We start from the raw sequence: 24597 nt of genomic DNA, 5'->3' as shown, positions 1-24597 counted from the left end.
GCATTTCTTAAGGTTGACTTCTTTTTTCATAGAAAGCAGCTACTTTAAAATACTTGAGATGAAACTGACATGATAAAAGCGAACAAGTCCAAAAGAACCTGTTCGCTTTTTCGAATGAGATGCTCACTGTAATTTTCAGTAAGTATCAAAACAAATTAGCTGCGTTTCGCCTTAGCCATCAGCATTCCTCCTGCGAGAAGCGCTGCTAGGAAGCCAAGAATAGTAACAAGGAGATTTTCTTCCTGTCCAGTACGAGGAAGAGCTTTCCCTCCGACTTTCGGAGCTTGACCGCCTGGCTTATTAGTTATCGCTCCGTCAACAACCTCTTTCTTAGCAGGGATATGACTAAAGGTCAGCTGAGTACCGTTGATCTCAAGCTTGTAGCCATCAACTGGATCAGCCGCAACACTATAGACAATTTCCTTGCCATCCTTGTACTTAGGAAGGCCGCTAAAGTCATACTGCCAACCATTTTCTCCTGACACAACCTCTTCTTTGATTGGCTTGCCATCTGCCAAGAGGCGAACAGTAATCTTAGAAGGTCGTACCTTATCTTGATTTTCAGCATCTGACCATACCGCAGTTCCCTTAACAGCAATCTGTGTTGGTTTATAGCTGTTAGTCAAAGTGAAGCTACCATCTGTTGCTTGTTCTTGGCTGCTGCTATACCCCTCAACCGTCACTTCTTCAAGGACTGTATAGTTGATTTTCTTGCCCTTCCTATTCTTAGGCAAATCCTTAGACTCAAACTTCCAGTCAGTAGCAGCTGTTACTTCCAGTTCATCTACTACCTTGTCTCCGTCCAAAATCTTGACCTTGATAGATGCTGGGCGATTGCCATCTTGATTATTAGCATCATCCCAAACCTTTTGACCAGAGACTTTAACGGTTTCTGGAGTATAGGAGTTGGTAACGGTGAACTTATCAATCTTAGTTTCATACTGAGCAACAGCATCTTCTTTAAGTGTGTAGGCAATCTCTTGACCATTTCTATATTTAGGCAGGTCTTTAGATTCAAACTTCCATCCATTAGCAGCTGTTACTTCAAGCGTATCAACAATAGTGCTTCCATCCATTACTTTAACTGTAATAGATGCAGGGCGTTTACCATCTTGATCATCTGCATCATCCCAAACTTTCTGACCAGAAACTTTAACCTGCTCTGGAGTATGAGAGTTAGTGATTGTCTGACCTTCTACTTTCGGACTGTAACCTTTTTCTTTCAAAGCGGCTACTGTTGCATCATCTTCTTTGACAGAGTAGGTAATCTCCTGTCCCTTGTCAAACTGAGGCAGATTGGTGAAGCTTGCTTTCCAAGTGTTAGCAGCTGTCTCATTATCAGCCGTCAAGGTCAATGTCTTACCTGCGACAGCAACTGGCTCTTCACCATTTACTGAGCTATACAGCTGCACTGTGATAGAAGCTGGACGCTTGCCGTCTTGGTTATCAGCATCTTCCCAAACCTTAGTAACAGCATACTCCGTACTTTGAGGAGTGTAAGAATTAGTAATGGTGAATTTATCAATCTTAGTTTGATAGTCCGCAACTGCTTCTTCAGTAACAGTGTAGGCAATCTCTTGACCTGCTGCATACTTAGGAAGGGCTTTAGACTCAAACTTCCAATCGTTAGCAGCTGTTACTTCTAGCTCATCTACAACAGTATCGCCATTTTTCACCTTAACCTTAACAGAAGCTGGACGCTTGCCGTCTTGGTTATCAGCGTCATCCCAGACTTTTTGACCAGAAACCTTAATCATCTCTGGAGTGTAAGAGTTGGTAACTGTGAAATCTTTGATTTCTTTAGTGTAGCCAGCTACATCATCTTCCTCGATAGAGTAATCAATCTTCTGACCATTTTCATAAACTGGTAGATTTTCAAATTTGGTTTGCCATTGATCAGCAGCTGTCACTTCCTTGCTAGCGACTTCTGTCTTGACACCGCCGACGGTCTTCATCAGCTTAATGCTAATCTTAGTTGGACGTTTGCCGTCTTGATTGTCGCTGTCATTCCAAGTCTTGCTGGCAGTGATTTCTGTCTTCTCTGGTGTATAAGAGTTGGTGATATTGTAGCCATTAAGATTGGTTGAATAACCTGGTACAGCTTCTTCCGTTACTGTATAGGTAATTCGTTGGCCATTCTTGTAGACTGGCAAGCCAGTAAAGTTGTAAGACCAGCCTTCTGCCTCTCCGACTGTTTGAGTATTGACTTTTTGACCGTCAGCTAGCAGATTAACTGTGATAGAAGCTGGACGTTTGCCATCTTGGTTATCGCCATCTTCCCAAGTCTTGCTTCCAGACACAGTCGTTGTCTCTGGAGTGTAAGAGTTGGTAATGTTGTAACCATCCACTTTGCTAGTATAACCTGGCACAGCTTCCTCACTTACGGTATAAGTGATTTCTTGGCCTGCTGCATATTTAGGCAGGGCCTTAGACTCATACTTCCAGTCGTTAGCGGAAGTCACATTTTGCTCATCAACAACCGTATCACCATTCAGAATTTTAACCTTAACAGAAGCTGGACGCTTACCATCTTGGTTGTCCGCATCATCCCATTTCTTCTGACCGGAAACCTTGACCGCTTCTGGAGTGTAAGAGTTGGTGATGTTGTAGCCGTCCACCTTGCTTGTATAGCCTGAGACAGCTTCTTCTGCAACAGTATAAGCAATTTCTTGGCCTGCTGCATATTTAGGAAGAGGATTAGATTCATATTTCCAACCGTTGGCAGCCGTCACTTCCTGCACATCGACAATATCTTGGCCTTTCAAGATCTTGACTCTAACAGCATTTGGACGCTTGCCGTCTTGGTTTTCCGCATCATCCCACTTCTTCTGACCAGAAATCTTGATGGTTTCTGGCTTGTAAGTGTTGGTCACTACAAAGCCATCAGCAGCATTGCCAGTTACCTGAGATTGATAGTGAGGGACCGCGTCTTCTTCCAAAGAATAAACAACTTCTTGTCCCTTTTCATATTTATTCAAGTTGGTGAACTCGGTTGCCCACTGGTCAGCTTCGGTCAGAGTTCGATTAGCAACTTCTGATTTCTGACCACCGACTTCTTTATAAAGTTTTACAACAACATTGGCAGGACGTTTGCCGTCTTGATTTTCAGCGTCATCCCATTTCTTGCTGGCTTTGATAGCGATTTTCTCTGGCGTACGACTATTGGTAACAGTGAGATTTTCCTGATCTACTTCTGGAGCATCGTAGCCATCAAGCTGATCTTCACCGATTGTATAGGTGATTTTTTGACCATTTGTATCAAAGATTGGTAAATCACTTGTCTGAGCTGTCCACTCCGCATCAGTACTGCCACCAGTTACGGTCACTGTCTTATCAGCCATTTTTTGACCGTTAGCGTAGACATCTACAGCAATAGAAGCTGGACGCTTGCCATCCTGATTGCTTTCATCTTTCCAAACTTTCTTGACTGTCAGCTTTTTGCTGGCATTTGGATCTACCGTATTCTTGACTGTTTTGACTGCACCATCAGCCTTGATGGTCACTTTCATCGGATTGCTGTCCAGTACATAGCCTTCCGGAGCTGTTACTTCTTCTACTGTGAATTGACCTTTCTTGATTTCTTCACTTGAGAAAGGTTGTGTAGAAACCCGACCGTTAGCATCTGTCGGCGGCAGAGTAATCTCTTCACCGCTAGGAGTTGTCACCTTAAAGACAGCACCTTCCAGCATTTTGCCAGTCTTAGAATCTTGCTTGTAGAGAACCAGACTGTTGCTGATATCCGCTGTAATGACACCGCCTTCTGTAATCCGGCTACTACGCTCTACTGTAGAACTCGTCTGACCAGGACGGTCATCTCTGAATGGCAGTTTTTCATTATCAACTTCCATCTCAGCTGTATTCGACACCAAAGAACCATCCGCTGGTGAAGTTGTCATATAGTTCAACATAAAGGCATGGTTGTCTGGGTTATTGATGGTTAGAGTAAATTCTGTATAAGTGTCATTATAGGCAACCGTATAATCTTGACCTTCTTTCAAGATAACAGAATTCGCAATACTTGATAAACTCTGTGTGTACTCCCCTTGGCGAAGGACAAATTGCTCCGGAACGAATTGCATTGGTGCACTGCTATCTGGAATGACATCCTTGATAACAATCGGAGAATTATAAGTCTTTTGCTGAGTATTGATACGAACAGTCCAGTTGTGCGAGTAGTCACCGCTCTTTCCTAGAATAGCCGAATTATATGGCTTCTTAGCAATGACTCCTCCAATCTTAGCGTAGTTTTCACCAGCTGTTGAAAAACTGCTCTGTTTGCGCTCGTTAATGGTTACCTTATGGCTCATCGCGCCTTGAGTTTCCTCGGGATTATAATTCCAGTCCTGATCAGCGCCTACTGTCGTCGCCTGAAAGTCAAAGAAGAAGCTCCCTCTTACTCCACTAGCAGTTGTCTTAGACTTGTAATCTGCCAAATTCTGAATAGTAACTGTGATCAGACCGCCCTTACCTGAACCATTCGATGTCATCTTAGCAGCTCCGAGCTGGACCTGCGTTTCATTATCCGTCAGAGTAAAAGTTGTACCATCAGCAATGGTTGCACCGTTCGGTACTGTAAAGGTAAAGGTATCCCCATCCTTGAGCTGGTTATCGTAAGCAGACAAATCAAAAACTAGCTCATAGCGATAATTTCCCCCTTGAACCAAATTGTAAGCACCATTAACCTTGGTTGCTTCGCGGCCATTAGAGTGGTCCCAGATTTTAATATCTGTGATTGCATTCTTCAAAGCATCCGCTTGAGCAGTTGCTGTAAACAGCTTCAAATCTAGCAAAAACAGAAGGGGCAGCATCAAAAATAGCAGCCATTTTTTCAGTTTCATAACATTCTCCTTTTTTATTTCGTTACCTAAATAAGTAATTAATCTAATTGTAACAAATACTTGCTATAATGGCAATATCATAGAACTATTTTAGTAAAGAAAAAATAGAAATTTTTCTGCTTTTTTCATACAGTGAAAAAAACTGATATTCTCTATTGGCATTTTCACAAAAATAAGTTATAATAGAATCTCAAGCGGAGGTGGTGGAACGGCAGACACGCATGCTTCAGGCGCATGTGCCCGTACGGGTGTGAGGGTTCAAATCCCTTCCTCCGCATAAAAAGCAATCCTATCATGATTGATAGGATTTTTTGTTATTATGAAGTAGAGTTACACTGCTGAGAAAAGCCAGAAAGGTCAGTCCCCCCTGTTAAATACTTCTCTAATAGACTCGCGGTCACAAAGAAATTGAAAACAGTAGCCAAAAAGAGAAAAACAGTTCCACTTAAGATGATCTTTCTCAGAACAGAAGACTCCAAGCTACTTCTTAGCCAGCCTCCAAACGATAAATAACTGAAACCAAAGAAACCCCACAGCAAGAAAAGCAGAAAGTTAACTGGCCGCAACCATAAAGGAAATACTATATATGCTCCGCCAAATACCAAAAATCCCAGCGGAAGTCCTGGCAGTAGAAGGAAATGGAGTAAAGACTGCGAAAACCAGAGCAGGGCAGAAAACAAAGATAGATATTTCACTCTCATATGCACCTCATAAATAAAATAGAAGACCAGCTATGTAGAGCAGATCTTCTATTTTATTATAATCCTTCAGACTTCAAAGCATCTGCCAGGCGCGCAAATTCCTCTAAACTAAGAGCTTCTCCCCGAACACTCGGAGATATATCAGCCCCTTCTAAAGCTGCTGTCAGTTTGCCTTTAGTCTCCTCTGACTTTCCAAAACAACTGGTCAGGTTATTCCATAGGGTCTTCCTGCGGTGGACAAAGCTGGCCTTGGAAACCTTGAAAAAGAATTTCTCGTCCTGTACTTCAACAGCTGGCTGGTCTCTGCGCACCATCTTGAGAATGGCCGAATCTACATTAGGCGCTGGTACAAAGACTGTCCGCGGCACAATAAAAGCAACCTTGGCCGTCATGTAATACTGGACCGCAATTGACAAACTACCATAAGCCTTGGTATTAGGCTGAGCCGAAATCCGATCCGCCACTTCTCTCTGCATCATCACGACAAACTCACTAAAAGGAATCCCACTCTCAATCAAATGCATGAGAATCGGCGTCGTGATGTAGTAGGGAAGATTCGCCACTACCTTGATAGGCAGGTCTGGATTTTTAAACTCTGCTATGTACTGGGCCAAATCAACCTTGAGAATATCCTGATTGACCACTGTCACATTGTCAAAATCGCGCAGGCTATCCGCCAAAATTGGCACCAGACGATCATCAATCTCAAAGGCCATAACTTCTGCGGCACTTTCCGCTAAAAATTCTGTCAAAGCCCCAATACCAGGCCCAATTTCGATGACATTGACCTTTTTGTCAATCTCGGCTGTGTCCACAATCTTCTGAAGGATGTTAGTATCAGTCAGGAAATTCTGACCGAAAGATTTTTTAAAAGTGAAACCGTGACGCTCCAGAATGGCACGGGTCACACTATGGTCTGCAATACGCATCTTTTCTCTTTTCTAATTATTTATTCATTATCTTTTAAGGAGGTCATTTGCTCTAGCAAGCTGTAAAGTTTTTTCTGCTCTTCTTCCTCGTAAGCAAATGCATTAGCCTTAACTTCTCTGTATTTCTCGTCATACAAAAAGCCCTCATAGCCATCTTCTGTAGATAATGCTATATAGACTTTCGCCATTTCTTCAGGACTAATCGAAAATCTCGACTTAATTTTATACAGATTTTTCATAAAAGCGCTGAGGTGATCATAGCGGCGCATATCAACTTTGACATTGGTTACACGGATTGCCTGAATTTTGATGCCTTTCCAATGTTTCCTCATATGAAGCGATAGCATCAACAAGGCCAGTTTATTCTGATAATAGGTCTTAGCAGGACTGTAATGTTTTTGTCCAGATAAATTTTCAAAATCAAGCTTCATGAAAGGATAAAGCACTAGCCCTTGGGAAGAAATATTAACAGTCCGACCACTTTCTGACTTTTCCAACAAGCCCTTCAACAAGGCAGAAAGTAAAAAGGGAGCAACCACGTTGGTCGCAAATTGTTTTTCCAATCCGTCTTTGGTAAGAATTGGCTTTTTGATTGATAAGTCAAAATCAGCCGCATTGTTAATTAAAACATCTAAAGTCTCTTCTTTTTGGATATACTGTTCCACTGCTTTCCTGACGCTCTTCATCTCAGATAAATCAACCAAGATATAATCTACATGCGAATTTCCTGTTTGTTGACGGATTTTCTCACAGGCTTGCTCAGCAGCTTCTTTTCGCCGGCAAAATAAGGTCACTGACCAGCCCTTTTCAGCCAACTGTTTAGCAGCCTGATAGCCAATACCACTATTGCCGCCTGTAATAATTACTTTTTTCATTTTTGACTCCGTTAGACTGAATACTTGTGCATCGCTTCTTCCACTTCCGCCAAGGTCACGCCAAACAGTTCCAAGCGTTTAAGCAGCTGCTTACCGTTAGAATAGCCGATACGGAGTCGCTCACCCAGATACTCTCGACGCTGACGGCTGTCACTTCCCATAAGCAGACCTAGTCGCACAAGATCGCTTTTGGTGATTTCAAAATTATCCTCATCATCGAAATATCCGACCAACCCAGCCAATGCCTGCTGTAAATCCTCAAATGAAGCATGCTCTACCCCAAGCGATTTACCCTTGTTCTTAGACTTGGGAGCTGCCTCATCTCGACGAAGAAAGGCATGCTGAGCAGTTGGCACTGCCTTCATAATCATTCTACGGATACGCTCTCCATTGTAGTCTGGATCGGTAAAGACAATAACCCCACGAAGCTGGTGCAGTTTCTCAATCCGCTCTAGGTCTTCTTCATTGATAGCAGAACCTCTCGTCTCGTAAGTGTCCACTTGGTAAAATCGCTGCAGATTAGCTGTGTCATCCTTGCCCTCAACGACAATCACCTGAGGGATTTTTATCTTCTCAGTCAAGCCCAAACACCTTCTTTGCATTGGCATAGGTCGCTTGCGCTACTTCTTCGACAGTCAGCTCACGCAGATCAGCAATTTTCTCTACAACATAGCGAGTATAGGCTGTTTTGTTTTCTCGGCCACGCTTGGGAACAGGCGCCAAGTAAGGTGCATCAGTCTCGACGAGGATCTTGTCCAAGGGCAAGTTCTGCGCAGCTTCTTGAATATCCGTCGCTTTTTTAAAGGTAACGACTCCAGAAAAGGAAATCATCATCCCTAGCTCGATAAAGCGCTCTGCCATTTCCAAAGAACCCGAATAAGAGTGCATAATACCGCCTCGAGGACCTACACCCTCACTCTTGATAATCTCATAGGTATCTTCCAAAGCGTCACGAGTATGAACTACAAAAGGTAGATTTAAATCCTTTGAAAGCTGGATTTGGCGGCGAAACACCCGTTCCTGAACATCCTTGGGCGCTGTCATCCAGTGATAGTCCAGCCCAATCTCGCCCAGAGCCACAACCTTGGGGTGACGAAGCTTATCCAGCAGATAGGCTTCCACCGCCTCATCATAAGTCCCAGCCTCAGTCGGATGCCAGCCAATCGTAGCATAAAGCTGATCATAGCTATCTGCCAGCTCCATGGCGCGCTCAATAGTCGGTCGGTCAAAACCGACAATATTTATTTTGCTGACGCCCATTTCTGCAGCCAGCTGCAGCTCCTCTTCCTCTCGACCAGCAAATTCTTCCACATTTAAATGCGTGTGTGTATCAAAAATCTTCATGTTTTACTTCCTTGTATTTCCTGTCCTTTATTATACCAAAAATGACCTAAAAAATCAGAAGTCTCTTCAAAGCAGAAAAATTAAGATAGCTGCCATTCAACAGCTATCCGAATCCGCCTTCAAGTTCTCCATTGGAATAATTAAGTAGAAAGACAGTGCCAGCATTAACACAAGCGGGAGGAGAATATAAACAATCCCCAAACTGCTGGCAAGAGCTATTAACAGCATGGATAAAACACTCGGAACAGCCATGCTAAATAGATTAATAGCTGACTGGATGGCTCCCATCGCTTCTTCTGGAATCATACTGAATACAGATTTCTGCAATCTTGGACTCAGCAGACCGACTGTAACTGAGCAAGCAAAGCTTGCTATCAGTACAAGTAAAAAGTTTTGCCAGAAAAAACCGCAAAGAATAAAGCCCTCAAATACTTGGCTTGCATACATAGCAAGCTTAGTCGAAAGTTTTTTTAGCAAACTGCCACTCAAAATGTTCCCTAAGATCAGACCAGCGGAACTTAGAACAATTAACACGGCAATGGACTGACCGATCTGCAGATTCCAAAAAGGCCTTTTCAGCAATAAAAGAGTCGCTACTGGCGTCAGAATATTCAGAGTGACCTGCCCAAAAGTTGAAACCAATAACAGCCTCACAACGTTTTTCAATCCCAGCAAGACTTTAAGAGAATCCAATAAATGCTGCCAATAATTCTCTTTATTTAGCTCCTTGGCACTGCTGAGCTCCGGTTCTAAGTCCTGTAAGTTTTGACTAATGTGCCAAAAGCCAAGGTAAGCAAGCAAGAATGTCAGAGCATTCAGTCCTGCCAAAGCTCCGATACTCATCCAAGCGATGAGAAAACCGCCAGCTAGATTCCCCAAAATATGAACCAGACTCATACTAGCCTGCCGAAAGCCCATAGCAGAGCTCATATCTTGCTCAATCACCTTTACATAAACCGGCGTCAGCATGGCACCTGAAAAATAACTCAGACTATCCGACAGAAAGTTAATCAAGCAAATCACAAGCAAAATCAAGAAAGAGAAATCTTGTCCAAGCAACAAAAACGTTACCAAGCTATATAAGAGCACCTTACTAAACTGTATAAGCAGGTATTTATGAATACGATCCTTCTGAAAGTCCGCTGCAACTCCAGTAAAAACTTGAATTAACTGAGGCAGCGTTTCAGAAAGAGAAATCAATAAAACCGCAAGTGGAGCAAAGGAATAGGCGGAAACATAGTTCATCAAAGCCAAATAGAAAACAATGTCTCCAAAACCTGAAATCCATTGATTGATGAGCAACTGGCGAAAATTTTTGTTTTTTGCAAAAACAATCATACGACATCTCCTTTACTCTTGTTAGATTTTTGTTTAACAAATCATAACAATAAATTAGTCGGTTGTCAAATCTTTATTAGATTATTGTTTTACAAAAAGAAGACCTAGAATGAATCCAGGTCTTCTTAAACTATGTTAGGTCCTGTTTGAACTTCTCTATAATCTTTCGAATCAGTTCTTTATTGACCGTGTATTTAACAGAATCATCATCCATCACAAGCTCCAGCAAGCCAGAATTTAGGAGCTTCTGCGTATGGAATGAGATAGAGGCTCTTGTAAGCCCCAGTTTTTTAGCTATATCTTTATTCTTGGCATGTGGCTGAATCAATTCAATCAAGACTTTATAGCGGGTTTCATCTCCAAGAGTTTTGAAGGTTAGAGCCAATGTTTCATCTTCAAGCTCCGATTCCGCCTTTGATAACTGGGAACTTCTCGTCGAAAGGACTAAGGAATAGGAAGTGAAATCAGGAACCTTTTCGAGAAAAGAGTCAATAAACATAGGTGACAGAACAAAGACTTGTGTGTCCTTTTCAAGAAGCTTGGCATTCTGCTCTTCATCATCCATCACATCAGATAGGCTAAATTCTTGTTCAAAAGCTAGTACTTCCTGCTCAAACTGCTCATAAATAGTCTGATAGAGCTCGAACACTCTTTCCAGCAAGGAAACTAATTGGTCCCGAAGCTTCTCTGGATGCTGAATAGCTTGGTACCAGTACCATTTATTTTCCGGAGACTTGTCACTATTCTCTATAAAAGCCAGCAGCTCTTCAGGATGTCCCTTGGTAACTTCCCCTTTAAAAAGCTTAAGTGATAAGCAATAGATGATTTGCCCTGCATCTAGTTTTTTCAAACATTCTAACAAGTCATGCAAATCGACCGGATCTTCTCCTTTTTCTAGCAAGTAGAGGTAGAGGAGCGGAGCCAGTCCTACCGTAGCTCCTTCAAATAAACTAACCGCAACAAGCTCGTTTTTCAAAGGAAGTAAATCCTGATAGAGCTTATCATAATGCGGCTGTACATCAAGAAGCAACTCCTTTTGATTCTGCCGTAAATCCTTCCACATATGTTTATCATCCCTTGAAACGATGGCAGGCACCATGAGAAATTCATATAACTTACTACGATAATGAACAAGCTTTACACCCACAGATTCTTTCCTCCTTACACATACTCCGCTTCTGATCAGAAAGAGTATACAATTCCTGTTTTTCATTATACCAAAAATCAGGTGAAATATTCATCGTCTTCTGCTCTGTTCATCTTCTGACAAGAAATCCATCTCTATACAATAAGAACTTTTTAGAAACTTCCATCTAGTTCTTAAGACTGATTTTATCTTTTTTCGATAGTTTTTTATTGATTATCGATAATATCCGTGTTATAGTTACTAAGAAATGAAACGTTAGTCGGAGGAAATTATGACAGACAAAATGAAAAAGACTGCTGAAGATATGAGCATTACTCTTACAAAAATCAGTATCAGCCTTTTATTTATTGCTTCCATTATCCTGATAGCCCTAGGACCTTGGGTCGTCAATCTAGTTATCGAATTTCCCTCTCCTTTCTTTCAAGGGGAGACGCGCTTTTGGGTCTTGCTGCTGCTCGGCTATGTCCTAGGCTGCCTGGCTCTGGCCTGTATTGTCCATCTCTATCGACTCCTTAGCCGCATCGGTAAAAATCAGGTTTTTATCACGCAAAATGTTCAGTACATGCGCTATCTTGGCTGGGAAGTCGGCACTGTCGCTCTTATCTCCCTCTTTATGGGACTGACAGCCTATTTGCCCATGCTCTTAGTCACTGTTTCTTGCAGTATCTTGACCCTGATTATCCGTGTCATCCGCAATGCTTTTGGCAAGGCCATTGAGCTGCAGGATCAAGTAGACTACACTATTTAGGAGGTCTTATGATTCAGATAAATTTAGACCTTGTCATGGCGCAAAAGCGCATCAGTGCTGGCCGTTTAGCAGAGTTAATTGACCTAACACCAGCCAATCTATCTATCCTAAAAAATAATCGAGCCAAGGCTGTCCGCTTTTCAACACTCAACGCTCTCTGCCGTGAATTAGACTGCCAGCCTGGTGATATTTTGGAGTATATCCCTGATGAGGAGGAGAAATAATTATGGAATATCCAGCACAAGAAGAGATGAATGTCCAGCCTTGTCTGCCCGCAGAAGCAGAACGACAGACCATCTTCGCAGGCCTAGAGGACAAGCAACTCCGATTCTTTAAAATTAGCTATCCAATCCTCTATCTCTTAACCTACTTTTACTCTGCTGTATTTTTTAATTATCAAACTGCATCCTTTTTCCCTTTTGCAATTGGTCTTATATTGCTAAGCGAAGCCCTAATCAGGAAATTGTCCTATCCATCACTGCAGATAAAGAATCTTGACAGCAGATTAGAGGCTAGAAGCTTTCTGATTATGACGCTAGCTCAAGCTCTGGCTTTAAGTCTCTGGGGGCTTCATCGTCAGCTAGAATTTTTTCAATTTCTGGCCATCCATATCTCATTCGCCTTCTATATTCTGTCCCGCACAGGCTGGTTAAGTCAGGGACGTTTGGGAATCCTGGTCTGGTTTGATGCCATTCAAGCCTTCTGCATCCTGCCCTTTAAACATTTCATTGCTGCCATTCTAGTCTTTATAGAAGGCAAGCAGCAGGACTATTCCGATAGCTCTGACAGTCTGTCTTCAAAGAAAGCCCAACAGCTCGCAATTATCGTTAGCAGCTTCTTTGTCGCAGGAATCTTGGTCTACTTTGTCTGGTCCCAGCTGAGTCAGGTTTCAGACAGCTTTGCCTCCTTCTTCAGCAATACCTCTGATTTCATTGAGAATCTACTTGACTCCCTCTTTTCAAGTCTTGATAGCAGCATGATTCTATTCAAGGCCTGCCTGGCTGTCCCTGTCAGTCTCTACTTGTATGGCCTCCTAGCCGGCAGTCTGTTAGGCAAAAAAGATACTAAACTTAGCTACAAAAAATTTCAAGCAAGCATCCGCCCTTTGCGAGTAGCACCCGCTTTCGCAGCCTACATTATCATCGGCAGCCTCTGCCTGACCTATGCGCTCTTCTTCCTGACGGGTCTGGGTGAGCTCGGTCAGCTCCTAAGCGCCGGAACAGTAGCTCAGGCTATTTCTCCGCAGAATGCTTCAACTGTTGCCGTAGCTGGCTTCTGGCAGCTGGTTCGGGTGTCTATCCTTAACTTTGCAGTTCTAGGTGTCTTCTATCTGATTGCCAAAAAGCCACTCTGGGATCAAAAAGGGACGCGATTCGCAGCTACTATCCTCTTTATCTTTACGGGTCTGCTGGCCTTGCTAGCTGGCTGGAAATTATTTGGCATCTACATCTACCTTTATGGACCAACACCGCTGCGCTTGATCTCAGCATGGTTCATCCTAGTTCTCTTGGTTTGGTGCCTACTGACCCTGATTCGTTTCTATAAACCTATCCAAGCTATTCGCATCGGTATCTTTTACGCCCTCATTAGCTTTACCTTGCTCTGCTATCTGTATCCAATGCTTTTACCAGTGACAAAATAAACAACCGTGCTTAACTATACACGAAAAACCAGAAAGAAACTGATTTTCTTTCTGGTTTTTTTCTCTTTTTTTATATCATTTACCGGTATTCAATAATAGACTGCTTACCTTTCTCATTCAAAGAAAAATGATTATATCCTAAAATCACAGGTCAGCAAATGATCATTGACCATGCCAATGGACTGTATAAAGGCATATATAGTCGTAGAACCAACAAAAGAAAAACCTTTCTTTTTGAGTTCTTTGCTAATTTTATCGGATAGATTTGTTCGAGCGGGTACCTCTTCAATACTGGACCATGAATTAACAATCGGTTCATTCTTTACAAAAGACCAAATATAAGAATCCAAACTACCATATTCTTCTTTTAGTTTTAAATAGGCTTTAGCATTTTTTATAACTGCCTTTATTTTTAGCCTATTTCGTATCACTCTTTGATCACTAAGCAATTCTTCAATCTTCTGCTCGTCATAATTGGAGAGTCTTTCAGGATTAAAGTTTTCATAAGCCTCTGTCATAGCATCCATTTTTGACAAAATAGTTTGCCAGCTCAAACCCGCCTGCTGACCTTCTAAAATCAACATTTTAAAGAGTTTATGCTCGTCATGCACAGGTCGCCCCCATTCATGGTCATGATAATTTCTCTCAAGCTCACTATTTTCAGCCCAGTCGCATCTTTTTATATCAAGCATCTATTTTCTCCTTATAGTTTAATTTTCTCAACTTGATTATTATCTAAGACCAAGACAGCGTCAGAAAAAGATACTTCAAAAAGTTGCAAGGAGTTGCTATGCTGCTCAATAATAGCTTGATAATAAGGGTACTTCTGGATAAAAACGCTTCTTATATCCTCAATAGAAAGCTGACTTTCTTTGACTCTCCCTTGAATCCGGATATACCTCCCATCACCTTTCGGGATTGTTGTAAGAGCTATACGATTATTGGCTGCCAACTCTTGGATTTTATGACTATTTTTAAATGAGATAAAGAACAATTTCTTTGCCTCCTCATCATAATAAAAATTGACAATTCTTACATTTGGGATATCTTTTACAGAAGTAGCTAGGGCCATTTCTGTCTGTTCTGCCAATAAGGCCTTAAAATATTGATTCATATTTGACTCCTTTATTATTTTCTCTAAAACTAGTATAATATAAAAAGGTGTCATTATTTGAAACCATTTTATAAAATATGGAGCTTAGCATGAATAAATCTCAAAGAATTAACGATATGCTTATTTTTCTCAATAAGAAAAGACAATTCAACCTAAAAGATATTATGAATCGATATCACATTTCAAAAAGTACTGCCCTTCGTGATATTGCCAGCCTTGAAACGCTAGGCATTCCAATTTATTCTGACTTAGGTCGGAATGGCAGTTATAAAATTCTTAGCAACGACTTGTTATCTCCTATTATTTTCTCCATAGATGAAATTTCTGCCTTGTATTTTTCCATGCTGACTCTGGAAAACTACAATATGTGCCCTTTTGATATTGACCTGCAAAAATTAAAAGAAAAATTTGAAAACTCGATTTCAGAACAGCAGTTAAGTAAGATCACAAAAATTGAGAAAATCCTTCAACCAGAAGTCAGGAAAACAATCAACAACTCTCAGTTGCGAATCATTCTTGATATTTTATTACATAGGCAGGAAGAATTTTTTCCAATTAAGTATGATCAGCAGTCTCTTCAGGTTCAATTTGTCAAACTATTTAGCCACAAAGGAGACTGGTATGCGGAGGTCATAAATAAAGACACTGGACAAAAAGAAGAACTTTCCTGCCAGTCTATCGACTTTTGCCCATAAATTTAAGACACAAAAACCAGCGGTCTCGAGTCTCCGCTGGTTTCTTGATAAATCGCTTGGATTAAGCAGCCAAAACTTTGCGTCCTTTACGACGGCGAGCTGCCAATACACGACGACCGTTTTTAGTTGACATACGGTGGCGGAAACCATGTTTACGCGCACGACGGATTTTACTTGGTTGATAAGTACGTTTCACGATGAATACCTCCTCTTAGATTCTTGTATTCGTTTAGCCGGCTAGTTGTGATCAGTTACTAAACATACTTTACTATTCTATATGATTCTGGGACTTTTGTCAATACTTACTTAAATAACTTTCTCTTTGTAAACGTAATCACAAGGTGCGAGTCGCTTCATAAAAGGGAATCAAGGCTGTCATGGCCTCCTGCAGCTGGGACAGCACCTGCTCTCTTGAAGCGACCTGAGAAAGGGGAATATCGTATTTGACTAAGACCTTACGAACCTGACCGGCTGCCAGCTGCTGAGTAAGGAACTTGCGATTTTCCTCTGTGCCTTCAAAGCGCCGACTCACACCATCTATCTGGGCAAAATAATAAGCTGGCGACTGAATAGGCAGTTCCAAGACCCGATTTTGCTTGCTGAGGCTGTACTCATCTTTCTTGCGCTCCATGAAGCTCACCTCCAGCGACACTCCAAAATCTTCTGCAGTTCCATACAAGCGCAGGGCAAACATTGGCTCTGTGATTTCCCCATAGCCTTTAAGATAATTCCAAAAATGGGGTCGCAGTATCTGCGCCTGATTCATCCACTGGCTGGTTCGCTCCAAGGTCAGCTTAGGATAGAGGCTCTGAAAATCCTTGACCAAGTCTGCAAACTCCTTGCGTGCCGCCTGCCCCTTAGCTCTTAGCTCCAACATAGACTCACGCAGCTGCCCTGCCTTGTCTGGAGATATATACTTAGCCCCTTGATGAGGCAGATAACTTTCAATAGCTGGAAAAAGTGACATAAAAAATCCTTTCTATATACAAAAACCAGCATCTCTGCTGGCTTTCTTTTTATTCACTGTCAATATCCACGACGACATAGCGGTTAGGCTCGTCGCCTTCGGAATAGCTAGTCACGCCATCGATGCGAGAAATGATGCGGTGGATAATCTTGCGCTCGCTGTTAGACATAGGGTCCGTGTGCTGACCGCGTCGGTCTTCCAAAGCCCGCTGAGCCAGTTTCTGCGCATAGCTTTGCAGCACTTCTGCCCGATGCTCAACATAGTCATTGACATTAATTGAAATGTAGAAGCTCTTAGAATATTGGTTATAAAGATAGTTTTGCGCCAATAGCTGCAGAGCTTTCAAGACTTTTCCATGGTAGCCAATCACGCGCCCCGGTTCATTGGTATCAATTTGCATGTTGATAGTTCGGCGGTTGTGGCTGCTGGAAATGCCCGCTTCAACATCCATCTCATCAACAATTTTCTGAACATAGTTCGTTACGTTGTCAACCACTTCTTCAATATCGTAGTCTGCTTCGACTTGGATGCCTAAGTCAGCAAAAGAGCTTTCTTCTGTTTCTGTCGGCTCAGCCTTGTCTTTAGCCGCTTGTTCAAAAGAGATAATCTTGCTATCGTCCGCTTCTGCTTGAGCAACTGCCTCATCAATAGCTTGATTGGTCTTGAGAAGATCAATGGTGCCCGTCTCTTCTAAAATCGTATTGGCTTGCTTGTCATTTTTGAGAATTTCAGCCTTGACCTCATCTGAGATAACTTCGCCTTCTCCTTCGACCTTCTTGATGGCAGCTACCACACGGCCCAAATCAACCGTTGCTTCACTGACAGACTGCACAGGCTCATTCTGAGCATTAATCTCTTCGGGAACACCTTTTACAGCCTTTTGATTGGCCTTGACAACTGTCGTCTCAGCAATCGGCTCTACATCCACCTGAGCTGGCTTTTTGCCAAACAAGCCTAAAAAGCCTTTTTTCTCACGTGAAATAACAGTGATATGCGCTCTCATCCGTGGAATATCCAACGTTTTCAAACCATTTTGAATGGCTTCTTCAACACTTGCTCCTGTAAAAATAACCATTGCAAGAGTCCTCCTTCTTACTTACTTTTTCTTTTTCTGTGCTTTTTTCAGGGCACGTTTCTTTTTCTGTTCCAATTGACGCTCTGATCGTTCCTTAGCTTCCCGCTCAGCAATGATTTTAAAAGGATTGCTCAGCAGCAAAGTCTGAACCACCTGATAAGCATTTGAGACCGCCCAGTAGAGGGCTACCCCGCTCGCCGCATAAAGGGCAAAAAAGAAAATCATCACTGGCATCAGGTACATCATGACTGTCATCCCGCCATTTCTCTCAGGCAAGGCCTTGTTTGAAAGCCACGTACTGAAGAAAGTGAAGAGAGCTGCCAACAGCGGAAGAATAAAGGTCGGATCTGTCGCTCCTAGATTGAGCCAGAGGAAGTGACCTGTTTTCATAAATTCAACCCGAGTCAGGGCTTGAAACAGAGCCAAGAGCACTGGCATCTGGATAAAGAGCGGAATGAATGAGGCATAAGGATTGACACCCATTTCTTTGTAGAGCTTTTGAGTTTCCTCAGCCAAGGCTGTTCTGCTCCCCATATCCTTACCAGGATACTTTTCCTGTAGCTGCTTGATATGCGGCTGTATTTCCTGCAGCTTACGCGAAGAAGTCGTCTGGAATTGGAAGACCGGCAGAAGAACTGTCCGGATAATCAAGGTAAAGAGAATAATCCCAATCCCCTTGCTTCCGCCAAAGGATAGAAAACGAATGGTATCTGCAAAGAAATAGACCAGCTTCTCCCAGAAGCCATTTGAATCGGCCGTTACTTGACTGGTTCCGCAGGCTGTGAGAAAGAGCAGCGAGGCAACCAGCAAAATCCCTAATTTACTTTTCTGTTTCACAAATGAATCCTTCCTGATAAAGTTTAGCAATCTTTAATACATGCAATAAATTTTGTTCAACTTGGTGGTAGTCCAGCTCTTCCACTCCTTTGCGAGCAATAACGACGAAGTCTGCCTGGACTAACTGTTTCTGATGCTGCATCAAGACATGGCGGATTTTTCTTTTAATACGATTACGAACCACTGCATTCCCTAGCTTTTTACTGACGGAAATTCCTACTCGAAAATGCTTTTGCTCTTTTTCTAACATGTAAACGACAAATTTTCGATTAGCAAAACTCTGCCCTTTTTTAAAAATCGCATTAAAATCTTTTTCGCTCTTGACGCGATAGTTTTTTCTCAAAACTCAACTCCATCCACCAAAATTATATCTATTATACCATATTTTTCGAAAATGCCAATAAGAGCCGCTATGACGCCGTTTTTGCAAATATTTAAAAGGTCAATTCACCAAAAGAACACCGCAATTCTCTTGCGATGTTCCCTATATCTTATTCCTTTTTCAGCTGTCTCTTCGCTCTTTCCAACTCCTGACGGATCTGCGCAAATCCAGTTCCGCCAAGGGAATCCCGCTTCTGTACAGCAGTCTGCGACTCAAGCGCTTGATAAATGTCTCCCTCAATCAGCGACGACACTTCCTGATAGCGGCTCAGCGGAATATCCTGTAGATAATAGCCTGCCTTGCTGCATTCCAGTACCAACTTTCCGACAATCTCATGGGCTTCCCGGAAAGGCAGTCCTTTCTTGGCCAGATAGTCAGCCAATTCTGTCGCATTGGAGAAATCCTGCTGAGTTGAAACCAGCATTTTTTCTTTGTTTACTGTCATACTAGACAGCATACCCGCCATAATATCTAGCGATTTTTGGATGGTATCTACTGTATCGAACATGCCTTCCTTGTCTTCCTGCAGGTCCTTATTATAGGCCAAGGGCAGGGATTTCATAACCGTCAGAAGGCTGAAGAGATGGCCATAGACCCGGCCGCTCTTGCCTCGAATCAGCTCCGCCATGTCCGGATTTTTCTTTTGCGGCATAATGGAAGATCCAGTACTAAAGGTATCTGATAAGCTGACAAAGCCATATTCATAGCTGCACCAGTTAATCAGCTCCTCGCAGAGACGAGACAGATGCATGATGAGAATGCTGCTGTTAGATAGAAACTCCAGGATAAAATCTCGATCACTTACCGCATCCAAGGAATTGTGGTAAATACCTTTGAAGCCCAATAAATCAGCTGTCAACTCTCGGTCAATCGGAAATGTTGTCCCCGCCAGAGCCGCTGCTCCTAAAGGAGACAAATCCGTATGCTCCAGATTAAAGGCAAAGCGCTGACTATCACGGCTGAACATCTGATAATAGGCCAGCAGATGATGGGCAAAGCTAATCGGCTGGGCATGCTGCAGATGGGTATAGCCTGGCATGATGGTCTCTACATGCTCTTCTGCCAAATTCAGCAGCACCTGACGCAGATTCAAGAGTTTATCCGCAATCTGACCGAGCTGTTCCTTGAGATAAAGGTGCATATCTGTCGCCACCTGGTCATTACGAGAGCGAGCCGTATGAAGCTTACCAGCCACTGGCCCAATCTCCTCAGTCAGAAGATCCTCCATATTCATATGAATATCTTCATTACGTACATCAAACTCAAGTTCTCCAGCCTCATAACGCGCCAACAGCTTTTCCAAGCCTGCCTGAATAGCAGCTGCTTCCTCTGGAGCAATAATTCCTGTCCGCCCCAACATTTTGACATGGGCTAGGCTGCCCTGCAGATCATAGGGAGCAAGACGATAGTCAAAGCCAATGCTGGCGCCAAATTCCTCTACCCAGCCTTCCAGAGAGGCTTCAAAACGTCCGCCCCACAGTTTATGATTCGCCATAGGAAAGCCCCTTTCTATTTGTCTTTGTGAGCCTGAACCTCTGCGTGAACCTTAGATGGAAGCCCCCACAGCTTGATAAAGCCAATCGCAGCATCCTGGTCAAAAGTATCTGCACTAGTATAGGTAGCCAGACTTTCATCGTAGAGAGAATTGTCAGACTTACGAGCTACAACTGTCGCAGATCCCTTATAAAGCTTTACCTTAGCTGTTCCATTAACCACCTGCTGGGTGGACTTGAGATAGGCAATCAGGGCTTCTGTCGCTGGGTTAAACCAGAGACCATTGTAGATGAGATTAGACAGCTCGTTTTCGATAATTGGCTTGAAATGGGCCAGTTCTCTGACTAGAGTCAGATCCTCGATTTCCTTGTGGGCAGCCAAGAGAGTCACCGCCCCAGGACATTCATAGATTTCCCGAGACTTAATCCCTACCAGACGATTTTCCACATGGTCAATCCGGCCAACACCGTGCTGTCCAGCTAGGTCATTGAGTTCAAGAATCAAGTCCGCCAGCTTCATCTTTTTACCATCTAAAGCAACTGGCACACCAGCCTCAAAGTCAATATTTACATAGACTGGGCTGTCTGGCGCTGCTTCTGGTGCAACCGTCAAATCATAGGCATCTTCCGGGGCTTCATTCCAAGGGTTTTCCAAGACACCACACTCATTGGCCCGTCCCCAAAGGTTTTGATCGACTGAGTAAGGGCTATCCAGATCTGCAGGAATTGGCACGCCATTAGCTTTGGCATAATTAATTTCTTCTTCCCGAGACCATTTCCACTCCCGAACTGGAGCAATGACCTTGAGCTTGGGATCCAAGGAGGCGATAGCGACTTCAAAACGAACCTGATCGTTTCCTTTTCCGGTACAGCCATGGGCAATGGTTGTCGCCCCCGTCTTGTGGGCAATTTCAACCAATTTCTTAGAAATCAAAGGTCGGCTCAGAGCGGACACTAGAGGATATTTTCGTTCGTAGAAGGTGTGTCCTTGCAGAGCAACCAAGACGTAGTCTTCCGCAAATTCGTCTTTAACATCAATAACATGTGATTCGATAGCGCCAACTTTCAGCGCCTTGTCATGAATGAAATCCAAATCATTTCCTTCACCTACGTCCATACAGACTGCGATCACATCATAATCCTTGTCCAGCCAAGTAATAGCCACCGAAGTGTCCAAGCCGCCGGAATACGCTAAAATGACTTTCTCTTTAACCATGCGATTACCTCTATCCTTCTACATTTTATTTTTAAACATTCTACTGTATGAAAATGCGAATGTCAAGAGGAAATTTAATATTTATTAAAATAAAATCGTTTTATCGATTTTTATTCAAAATCAATATATTATATACTGGACTAAAAATAAGGAAAAAAGAGTCTGTCAAGACTCCTTATTTTACGCGGTAAAAAACATCGGGATGTTCGGAAACGCTTTGAGTAATGATAAAGCGATCTTGACTGGTATCAGTCGGATCCGTCCCATTGACAGTCTCCCCAGCTGGCAGACTCTTTCCTGCTGGGATTATAAGAAAGGCAGCACCGGTTTGGTTTTTCCAACGAATCCCTGCTCGGTAAATCCCATTTTCATCTGGCCCAGAGTAATCTCCTGTCTCAAGCTTGGCAACATCTGAGTCGATACCAGACGCATCGAATGTATAACTGTTCCCTTTAGCATCCTGCCAAGTACCAGTCATACTGGAAAAATCTCCAGAAGCAATAGCCTTCATATCCAAACTAGAAGTTGGTGCCATCTCTTTCTCTTCTTTGCTAGCTCCCTTGGTAGACTTTTCACTTTCTGTTTCCGAATGCTGCTGAGAGCCAGCATCAGAAGTTTCTTGATTATCTGAGTCGCCAGAAAGTTCGCTCGAACTGGCCCCTCTCTCAGACTTTTTAGAAGATGCAGAACTAGTCGAACTTGCTTTAGAATTGTTGGAAGCAGGATTCGTCTGCTCTTTCTTTTGGTTACAGGTTACTAGCACGAGCAAGGCTACTAGTCCTCCAACCAAGATAATGATCCATTTTTTCATTTTTCTCTCCTTAAGGTATTTTCTTATTACAATTGTGACATAAAAACAAAAATTTGCAAAGTAAAAACCAGCTCGAAAGCTGGTTTATCTTATTGAATTTGACTTAGCATATTATCGATATGCTGGATAGATTTTTCACGACCTAGCAGGTAAATCGTATCTGGCAGCTCTGGTCCATGCATTTCACCTGAAACAGCAATCCGAATCGGCATAAAGAGGTTTTTGCCTTTTATCCCTGTCTCTTTTTGGACAGCCTTGATTTGCGGGAAGATATTCTCCGTCACAAAATCTGCATCAGACATAGCTTCTAGCTTTTCTTTGAAGGCTGTCAACACGGTCGGTACCGTTTCACCAGCCATGACCTCACGCTCCGCATCTGTCAACTCTGGGAAGTCCGCAAAGAAGAGGTCAGTCAGCGGCACAATTTCGTCCACAGACTTCATTTGTGGTTTGTAGAGCTCTACAAGCTTTTCTGCCTTGTCTGTCAAACGGCCCGCTTCTTCCAAGTACGGCTTAGCCAGAGCGAAGATTGTGTCAAAATCTGCATTCTTGATGTATTCATTGTTCATCCAGTCCAGCTTCTTCTGGTCAAAAGCTGCTGGGGACTTGCTGAGACGTTTTTCATCAAAGAGCTCAATCAACTCTTGGCGAGAGAAAATCTCATGCTCGCCACCAGGATTCCAGCCCAGCAGTGCAATAAAGTTAAAGACTGCTTCTGGCAGGTAGCCTTTCTTGCGATAATCCTCAATAAACTGCAAGGTATTGGTGTCGCGCTTAGACAGCTTCTTACCTGTTTCAGAGTTGATAATCAGGGTCATGTGGCCAAATTCTGGTGCTTCCCAGCCTAGAGCTTCATAAACCATGAGTTGCTTAGGTGTATTGGCAATGTGGTCATCCCCCCGAATAACGTGCGAAATTTCCATCAGATGGTCATCAATAACCACAGCAAAGTTATAAGTTGGGTAGCCGTCTTTCTTCTGGATCACCCAGTCACCACCGATATTGCCACCCTCGAACTCAATTTCGCCCTTGACCATGTCAGTCCATTTGTAGACACCAACTTCATTGACAGCCAGACGAACCGTCGGAATAATCCCCGCTGCTTCACGCTCAGCGATGTAGGCTGCCTTTTCTTCCTCTGACATACCTAGAAACTCATTGATATAACGCGGTGTTTCACCAGCTGCTTCCTGACGTTCGCGTTCAGCCGCTAATTCTTCCTCAGTTACATAGGACTTGTAAGCCAAGCCCTTGTCCAAGAGTTCATTGACATATTTTTGGTAAATATCCAAGCGCTCAGACTGGCGGTAGTTTTCGTGAGTCTCAGGACTTTCATCCCAGTCAATACCCAGCCAGCGTAAGTTTTCAAGCTGTGAGCGTTCTCCGTCTTCTACATGGCGCTTGCGGTCTGTATCCTCGATACGGATAATGAAGGTTCCACCATAGTGACGAGCATAGAGGTAGTTAAAGAGCGCAGTCCGCGCATTTCCGATGTGTAAAAGTCCAGTCGGACTTGGTGCATAACGCACTCGAATCGCTTTTGTCAAAGTTCCATTCTCCTATTTGTATTTTGGGGAATCAATCCCACTCCGATTTTCAAACGTAATCATTATATCATACTCTGAGGGCAGAATACGACTTTACAGTCTATTTTTACGACAGGCGCTCTTCCAGCTGGAAGTCGATAGGAAGCCAGGCCAGCACATTCTCCAACTGCTTTTCCCAGTAATACCACTCATGCTTACCTGGACTGTGGCTATAAGTAATCTCCAAGCCTAAGTCTTGCAGGTTTTTCACTGCCTCCTGATTGGCCTTGTAGAGAAAATCTTCTTCGCCGCACCATGCCCAAAGCTTGGTCTTTTTATCAGATTGCTTGGCTATGCTCTCTAGCGAATGAGGACTGCTGCTCCAGTCTTTATAGTCTCCAAAAACTCCCCGCCAATAGGCTGGTGTTGCCATTTCAGCATTATCTGGTCGAGCATCAAGAAAACTCAAAGCGCCAGAAAGACTAGCCGCGTATGAAAAGCGGTTAGACTTGAGAGCCAGCTTAAAGGCTCCGTATCCGCCCATGGAAAGACCAGCGATGAAATTCTTCTCCCGCTTGTCTGACATATTTGGGAAAAAGCGCTTGAGCACCCGAGGCAGCTCCTCAGCGATGGCTTGGTAATAGTTAAAACCGTACTGAGTATCGGTGTACCAGCCATTGCTGGTATTAGGCATGACAACAATCAGATTAGTCGAGCGAACCAGACGCTCAATATTTGAGCGTTTGAGCCAGCTATTGTGATTCCCGTTCATACCATGAAGCAAGTACAAAACAGGAATGTCCTTATCATCCGGCTTGTCCACACGAGCTGCGTCCGGATAGAGGATATTGACACCCCATTCCATCTCCAAAGCCTCAGAATAATACTCTATTTTCATCACTGCCATTCGCATTTCTCC

The 24597-nt window shown here is 43.1% G+C and carries 23 protein-coding genes, 1 tRNA gene and 1 pseudogene; 5 read left to right on the top strand and 20 right to left on the bottom strand.

Features of this window, described 5'->3' with window-relative positions; translation table 11 throughout:
* Positions 1-155: 155 nt before the first annotated feature.
* The gene (locus J1C86_RS01295; protein ID WP_125407539.1) at positions 156-4838 is read right to left on the bottom strand and encodes a Cna B-type domain-containing protein; all 4683 of its coding nucleotides are present in this window, start codon (positions 4836-4838) and stop codon (positions 156-158) included.
* 194 nt (positions 4839-5032) lie between these two features.
* On the opposite strand from J1C86_RS01295, the gene J1C86_RS01290 reads away from it, so the two are divergent.
* Positions 5033-5115: transfer RNA gene (locus J1C86_RS01290), tRNA-Leu, on the top strand.
* Positions 5116-5130: 15 nt separating this feature from the next.
* Here the strand turns inward: J1C86_RS01290 and J1C86_RS01285 are convergent.
* The 7 genes and pseudogenes from J1C86_RS01285 to J1C86_RS01255 form a co-directional block, all read right to left on the bottom strand.
* A pseudogene (locus J1C86_RS01285) lies at positions 5131-5539 on the bottom strand (hypothetical protein).
* Between the two features lie 56 nt (positions 5540-5595).
* A complete protein-coding gene (rsmA, locus tag J1C86_RS01280) occupies positions 5596-6468 on the bottom strand; it encodes a 16S rRNA (adenine(1518)-N(6)/adenine(1519)-N(6))-dimethyltransferase RsmA (RefSeq protein ID WP_125407536.1) in 873 nt (290 codons plus the stop codon).
* Between the two features lie 20 nt (positions 6469-6488).
* Positions 6489-7343 (bottom strand): SDR family NAD(P)-dependent oxidoreductase, encoded by an 855-nt coding sequence (locus tag J1C86_RS01275; RefSeq protein ID WP_125407533.1) that lies wholly within the window; start codon positions 7341-7343, stop codon positions 6489-6491.
* An 11-nt stretch (positions 7344-7354) separates the two neighbouring features.
* Positions 7355-7924 carry a ribonuclease M5 gene (rnmV, locus tag J1C86_RS01270; protein WP_376738758.1) on the bottom strand — a complete coding sequence of 190 codons (570 nt, stop codon included), beginning with the start codon at positions 7922-7924 and terminating at the stop codon, positions 7355-7357.
* Entirely contained in the window at positions 7917-8687 is a 771-nt protein-coding gene (locus J1C86_RS01265; protein ID WP_125408994.1) for a TatD family hydrolase, read from the bottom strand. Before J1C86_RS01265 ends, rnmV begins: the two co-directional genes overlap by 8 nt.
* Before the next feature lie 96 nt (positions 8688-8783).
* Positions 8784-10025 carry an MFS transporter gene (locus J1C86_RS01260; protein WP_125408992.1) on the bottom strand — a complete coding sequence of 414 codons (1242 nt, stop codon included), beginning with the start codon at positions 10023-10025 and terminating at the stop codon, positions 8784-8786.
* 130 nt (positions 10026-10155) lie between these two features.
* Positions 10156-11238: an ArsR/SmtB family transcription factor gene (locus tag J1C86_RS01255; protein WP_427150807.1), complete on the bottom strand. Its 1083-nt coding sequence runs from the start codon at positions 11236-11238 to the stop codon at positions 10156-10158.
* Positions 11239-11443: 205 nt separating this feature from the next.
* On the opposite strand from J1C86_RS01255, the gene J1C86_RS01250 reads away from it, so the two are divergent.
* From J1C86_RS01250 to J1C86_RS01240, 3 genes are read left to right on the top strand one after another with little or no spacing between them, the layout of a single operon-like run.
* Positions 11444-11920, top strand: a complete 477-nt coding sequence (locus tag J1C86_RS01250; RefSeq protein ID WP_002899125.1) for a DUF2975 domain-containing protein — start codon at positions 11444-11446, stop codon at positions 11918-11920.
* An 8-nt stretch (positions 11921-11928) separates the two neighbouring features.
* Positions 11929-12144, top strand: coding sequence for a helix-turn-helix domain-containing protein (locus J1C86_RS01245; protein WP_002893895.1), 216 nt, complete (start codon positions 11929-11931; stop codon positions 12142-12144).
* Between the two features lie 2 nt (positions 12145-12146).
* Positions 12147-13562, top strand: coding sequence for a DUF4153 domain-containing protein (locus J1C86_RS01240; protein ID WP_125408988.1), 1416 nt, complete (start codon positions 12147-12149; stop codon positions 13560-13562).
* A gap of 131 nt (positions 13563-13693) precedes the next feature.
* Here the strand turns inward: J1C86_RS01240 and J1C86_RS01235 are convergent, their stop codons facing one another.
* Together J1C86_RS01235 and J1C86_RS01230 are read right to left on the bottom strand one after the other, a co-directional pair.
* On the bottom strand, positions 13694-14254 hold the full coding sequence (locus J1C86_RS01235) for a DNA-3-methyladenine glycosylase I (RefSeq protein WP_125408986.1): 561 nt from the start codon (positions 14252-14254) through the stop codon (positions 13694-13696).
* A gap of 11 nt (positions 14255-14265) precedes the next feature.
* A complete protein-coding gene (locus J1C86_RS01230; RefSeq protein ID WP_125406637.1) occupies positions 14266-14730 on the bottom strand; it encodes a pyridoxamine 5'-phosphate oxidase family protein in 465 nt (154 codons plus the stop codon).
* Between the two features lie 23 nt (positions 14731-14753).
* On the opposite strand from J1C86_RS01230, the gene J1C86_RS01225 reads away from it, so the two are divergent.
* Positions 14754-15371 carry a helix-turn-helix transcriptional regulator gene (locus J1C86_RS01225; protein WP_125406633.1) on the top strand — a complete coding sequence of 206 codons (618 nt, stop codon included), beginning with the start codon at positions 14754-14756 and terminating at the stop codon, positions 15369-15371.
* A 61-nt stretch (positions 15372-15432) separates the two neighbouring features.
* Here the strand turns inward: J1C86_RS01225 and rpmH are convergent, their stop codons facing one another.
* From rpmH to J1C86_RS01175, 10 genes are all read right to left on the bottom strand, one after another.
* Positions 15433-15567: a 50S ribosomal protein L34 gene (rpmH, locus tag J1C86_RS01220; protein ID WP_002893904.1), complete on the bottom strand. Its 135-nt coding sequence runs from the start codon at positions 15565-15567 to the stop codon at positions 15433-15435.
* A gap of 138 nt (positions 15568-15705) precedes the next feature.
* Positions 15706-16338 carry a ribonuclease P gene (locus tag J1C86_RS01215; protein ID WP_125406630.1) on the bottom strand — a complete coding sequence of 211 codons (633 nt, stop codon included), beginning with the start codon at positions 16336-16338 and terminating at the stop codon, positions 15706-15708.
* Between the two features lie 49 nt (positions 16339-16387).
* On the bottom strand, positions 16388-17413 hold the full coding sequence (gene jag / locus J1C86_RS01210) for an RNA-binding cell elongation regulator Jag/EloR (RefSeq protein ID WP_125408982.1): 1026 nt from the start codon (positions 17411-17413) through the stop codon (positions 16388-16390).
* A 21-nt stretch (positions 17414-17434) separates the two neighbouring features.
* The gene (locus J1C86_RS01205) at positions 17435-18250 is read right to left on the bottom strand and encodes a YidC/Oxa1 family membrane protein insertase (RefSeq protein WP_125408980.1); all 816 of its coding nucleotides are present in this window, start codon (positions 18248-18250) and stop codon (positions 17435-17437) included.
* Positions 18234-18593 carry a ribonuclease P protein component gene (gene rnpA, locus J1C86_RS01200; protein ID WP_002928077.1) on the bottom strand — a complete coding sequence of 120 codons (360 nt, stop codon included), beginning with the start codon at positions 18591-18593 and terminating at the stop codon, positions 18234-18236. The genes J1C86_RS01205 and rnpA overlap by 17 nt, the downstream gene beginning before the upstream one ends.
* A gap of 148 nt (positions 18594-18741) precedes the next feature.
* Positions 18742-20127 (bottom strand): argininosuccinate lyase, encoded by a 1386-nt coding sequence (gene argH / locus J1C86_RS01195; protein ID WP_125408976.1) that lies wholly within the window; start codon positions 20125-20127, stop codon positions 18742-18744.
* Between the two features lie 14 nt (positions 20128-20141).
* Positions 20142-21341: an argininosuccinate synthase gene (locus tag J1C86_RS01190; RefSeq protein WP_125408974.1), complete on the bottom strand. Its 1200-nt coding sequence runs from the start codon at positions 21339-21341 to the stop codon at positions 20142-20144.
* A gap of 175 nt (positions 21342-21516) precedes the next feature.
* Positions 21517-22152, bottom strand: coding sequence for a DUF6287 domain-containing protein (locus J1C86_RS01185; RefSeq protein WP_002911579.1), 636 nt, complete (start codon positions 22150-22152; stop codon positions 21517-21519).
* A gap of 89 nt (positions 22153-22241) precedes the next feature.
* The gene (gltX, locus tag J1C86_RS01180; protein WP_002911578.1) at positions 22242-23699 is read right to left on the bottom strand and encodes a glutamate--tRNA ligase; all 1458 of its coding nucleotides are present in this window, start codon (positions 23697-23699) and stop codon (positions 22242-22244) included.
* A gap of 106 nt (positions 23700-23805) precedes the next feature.
* Complete coding sequence (locus tag J1C86_RS01175) at positions 23806-24585, bottom strand: alpha/beta hydrolase (protein WP_125408972.1); 780 nt, start codon at positions 24583-24585, stop codon at positions 23806-23808.
* Between the last annotated feature and the right edge of the window lie 12 nt (positions 24586-24597).

The organism is Streptococcus sanguinis, assembly GCF_050220005.1.
Taxonomy (GTDB): domain Bacteria; phylum Bacillota; class Bacilli; order Lactobacillales; family Streptococcaceae; genus Streptococcus; species Streptococcus sanguinis_Z.
Note: the sequence above shows the minus strand (reverse complement) of the source record. Positions and strands in the feature narration are given on the sequence as shown.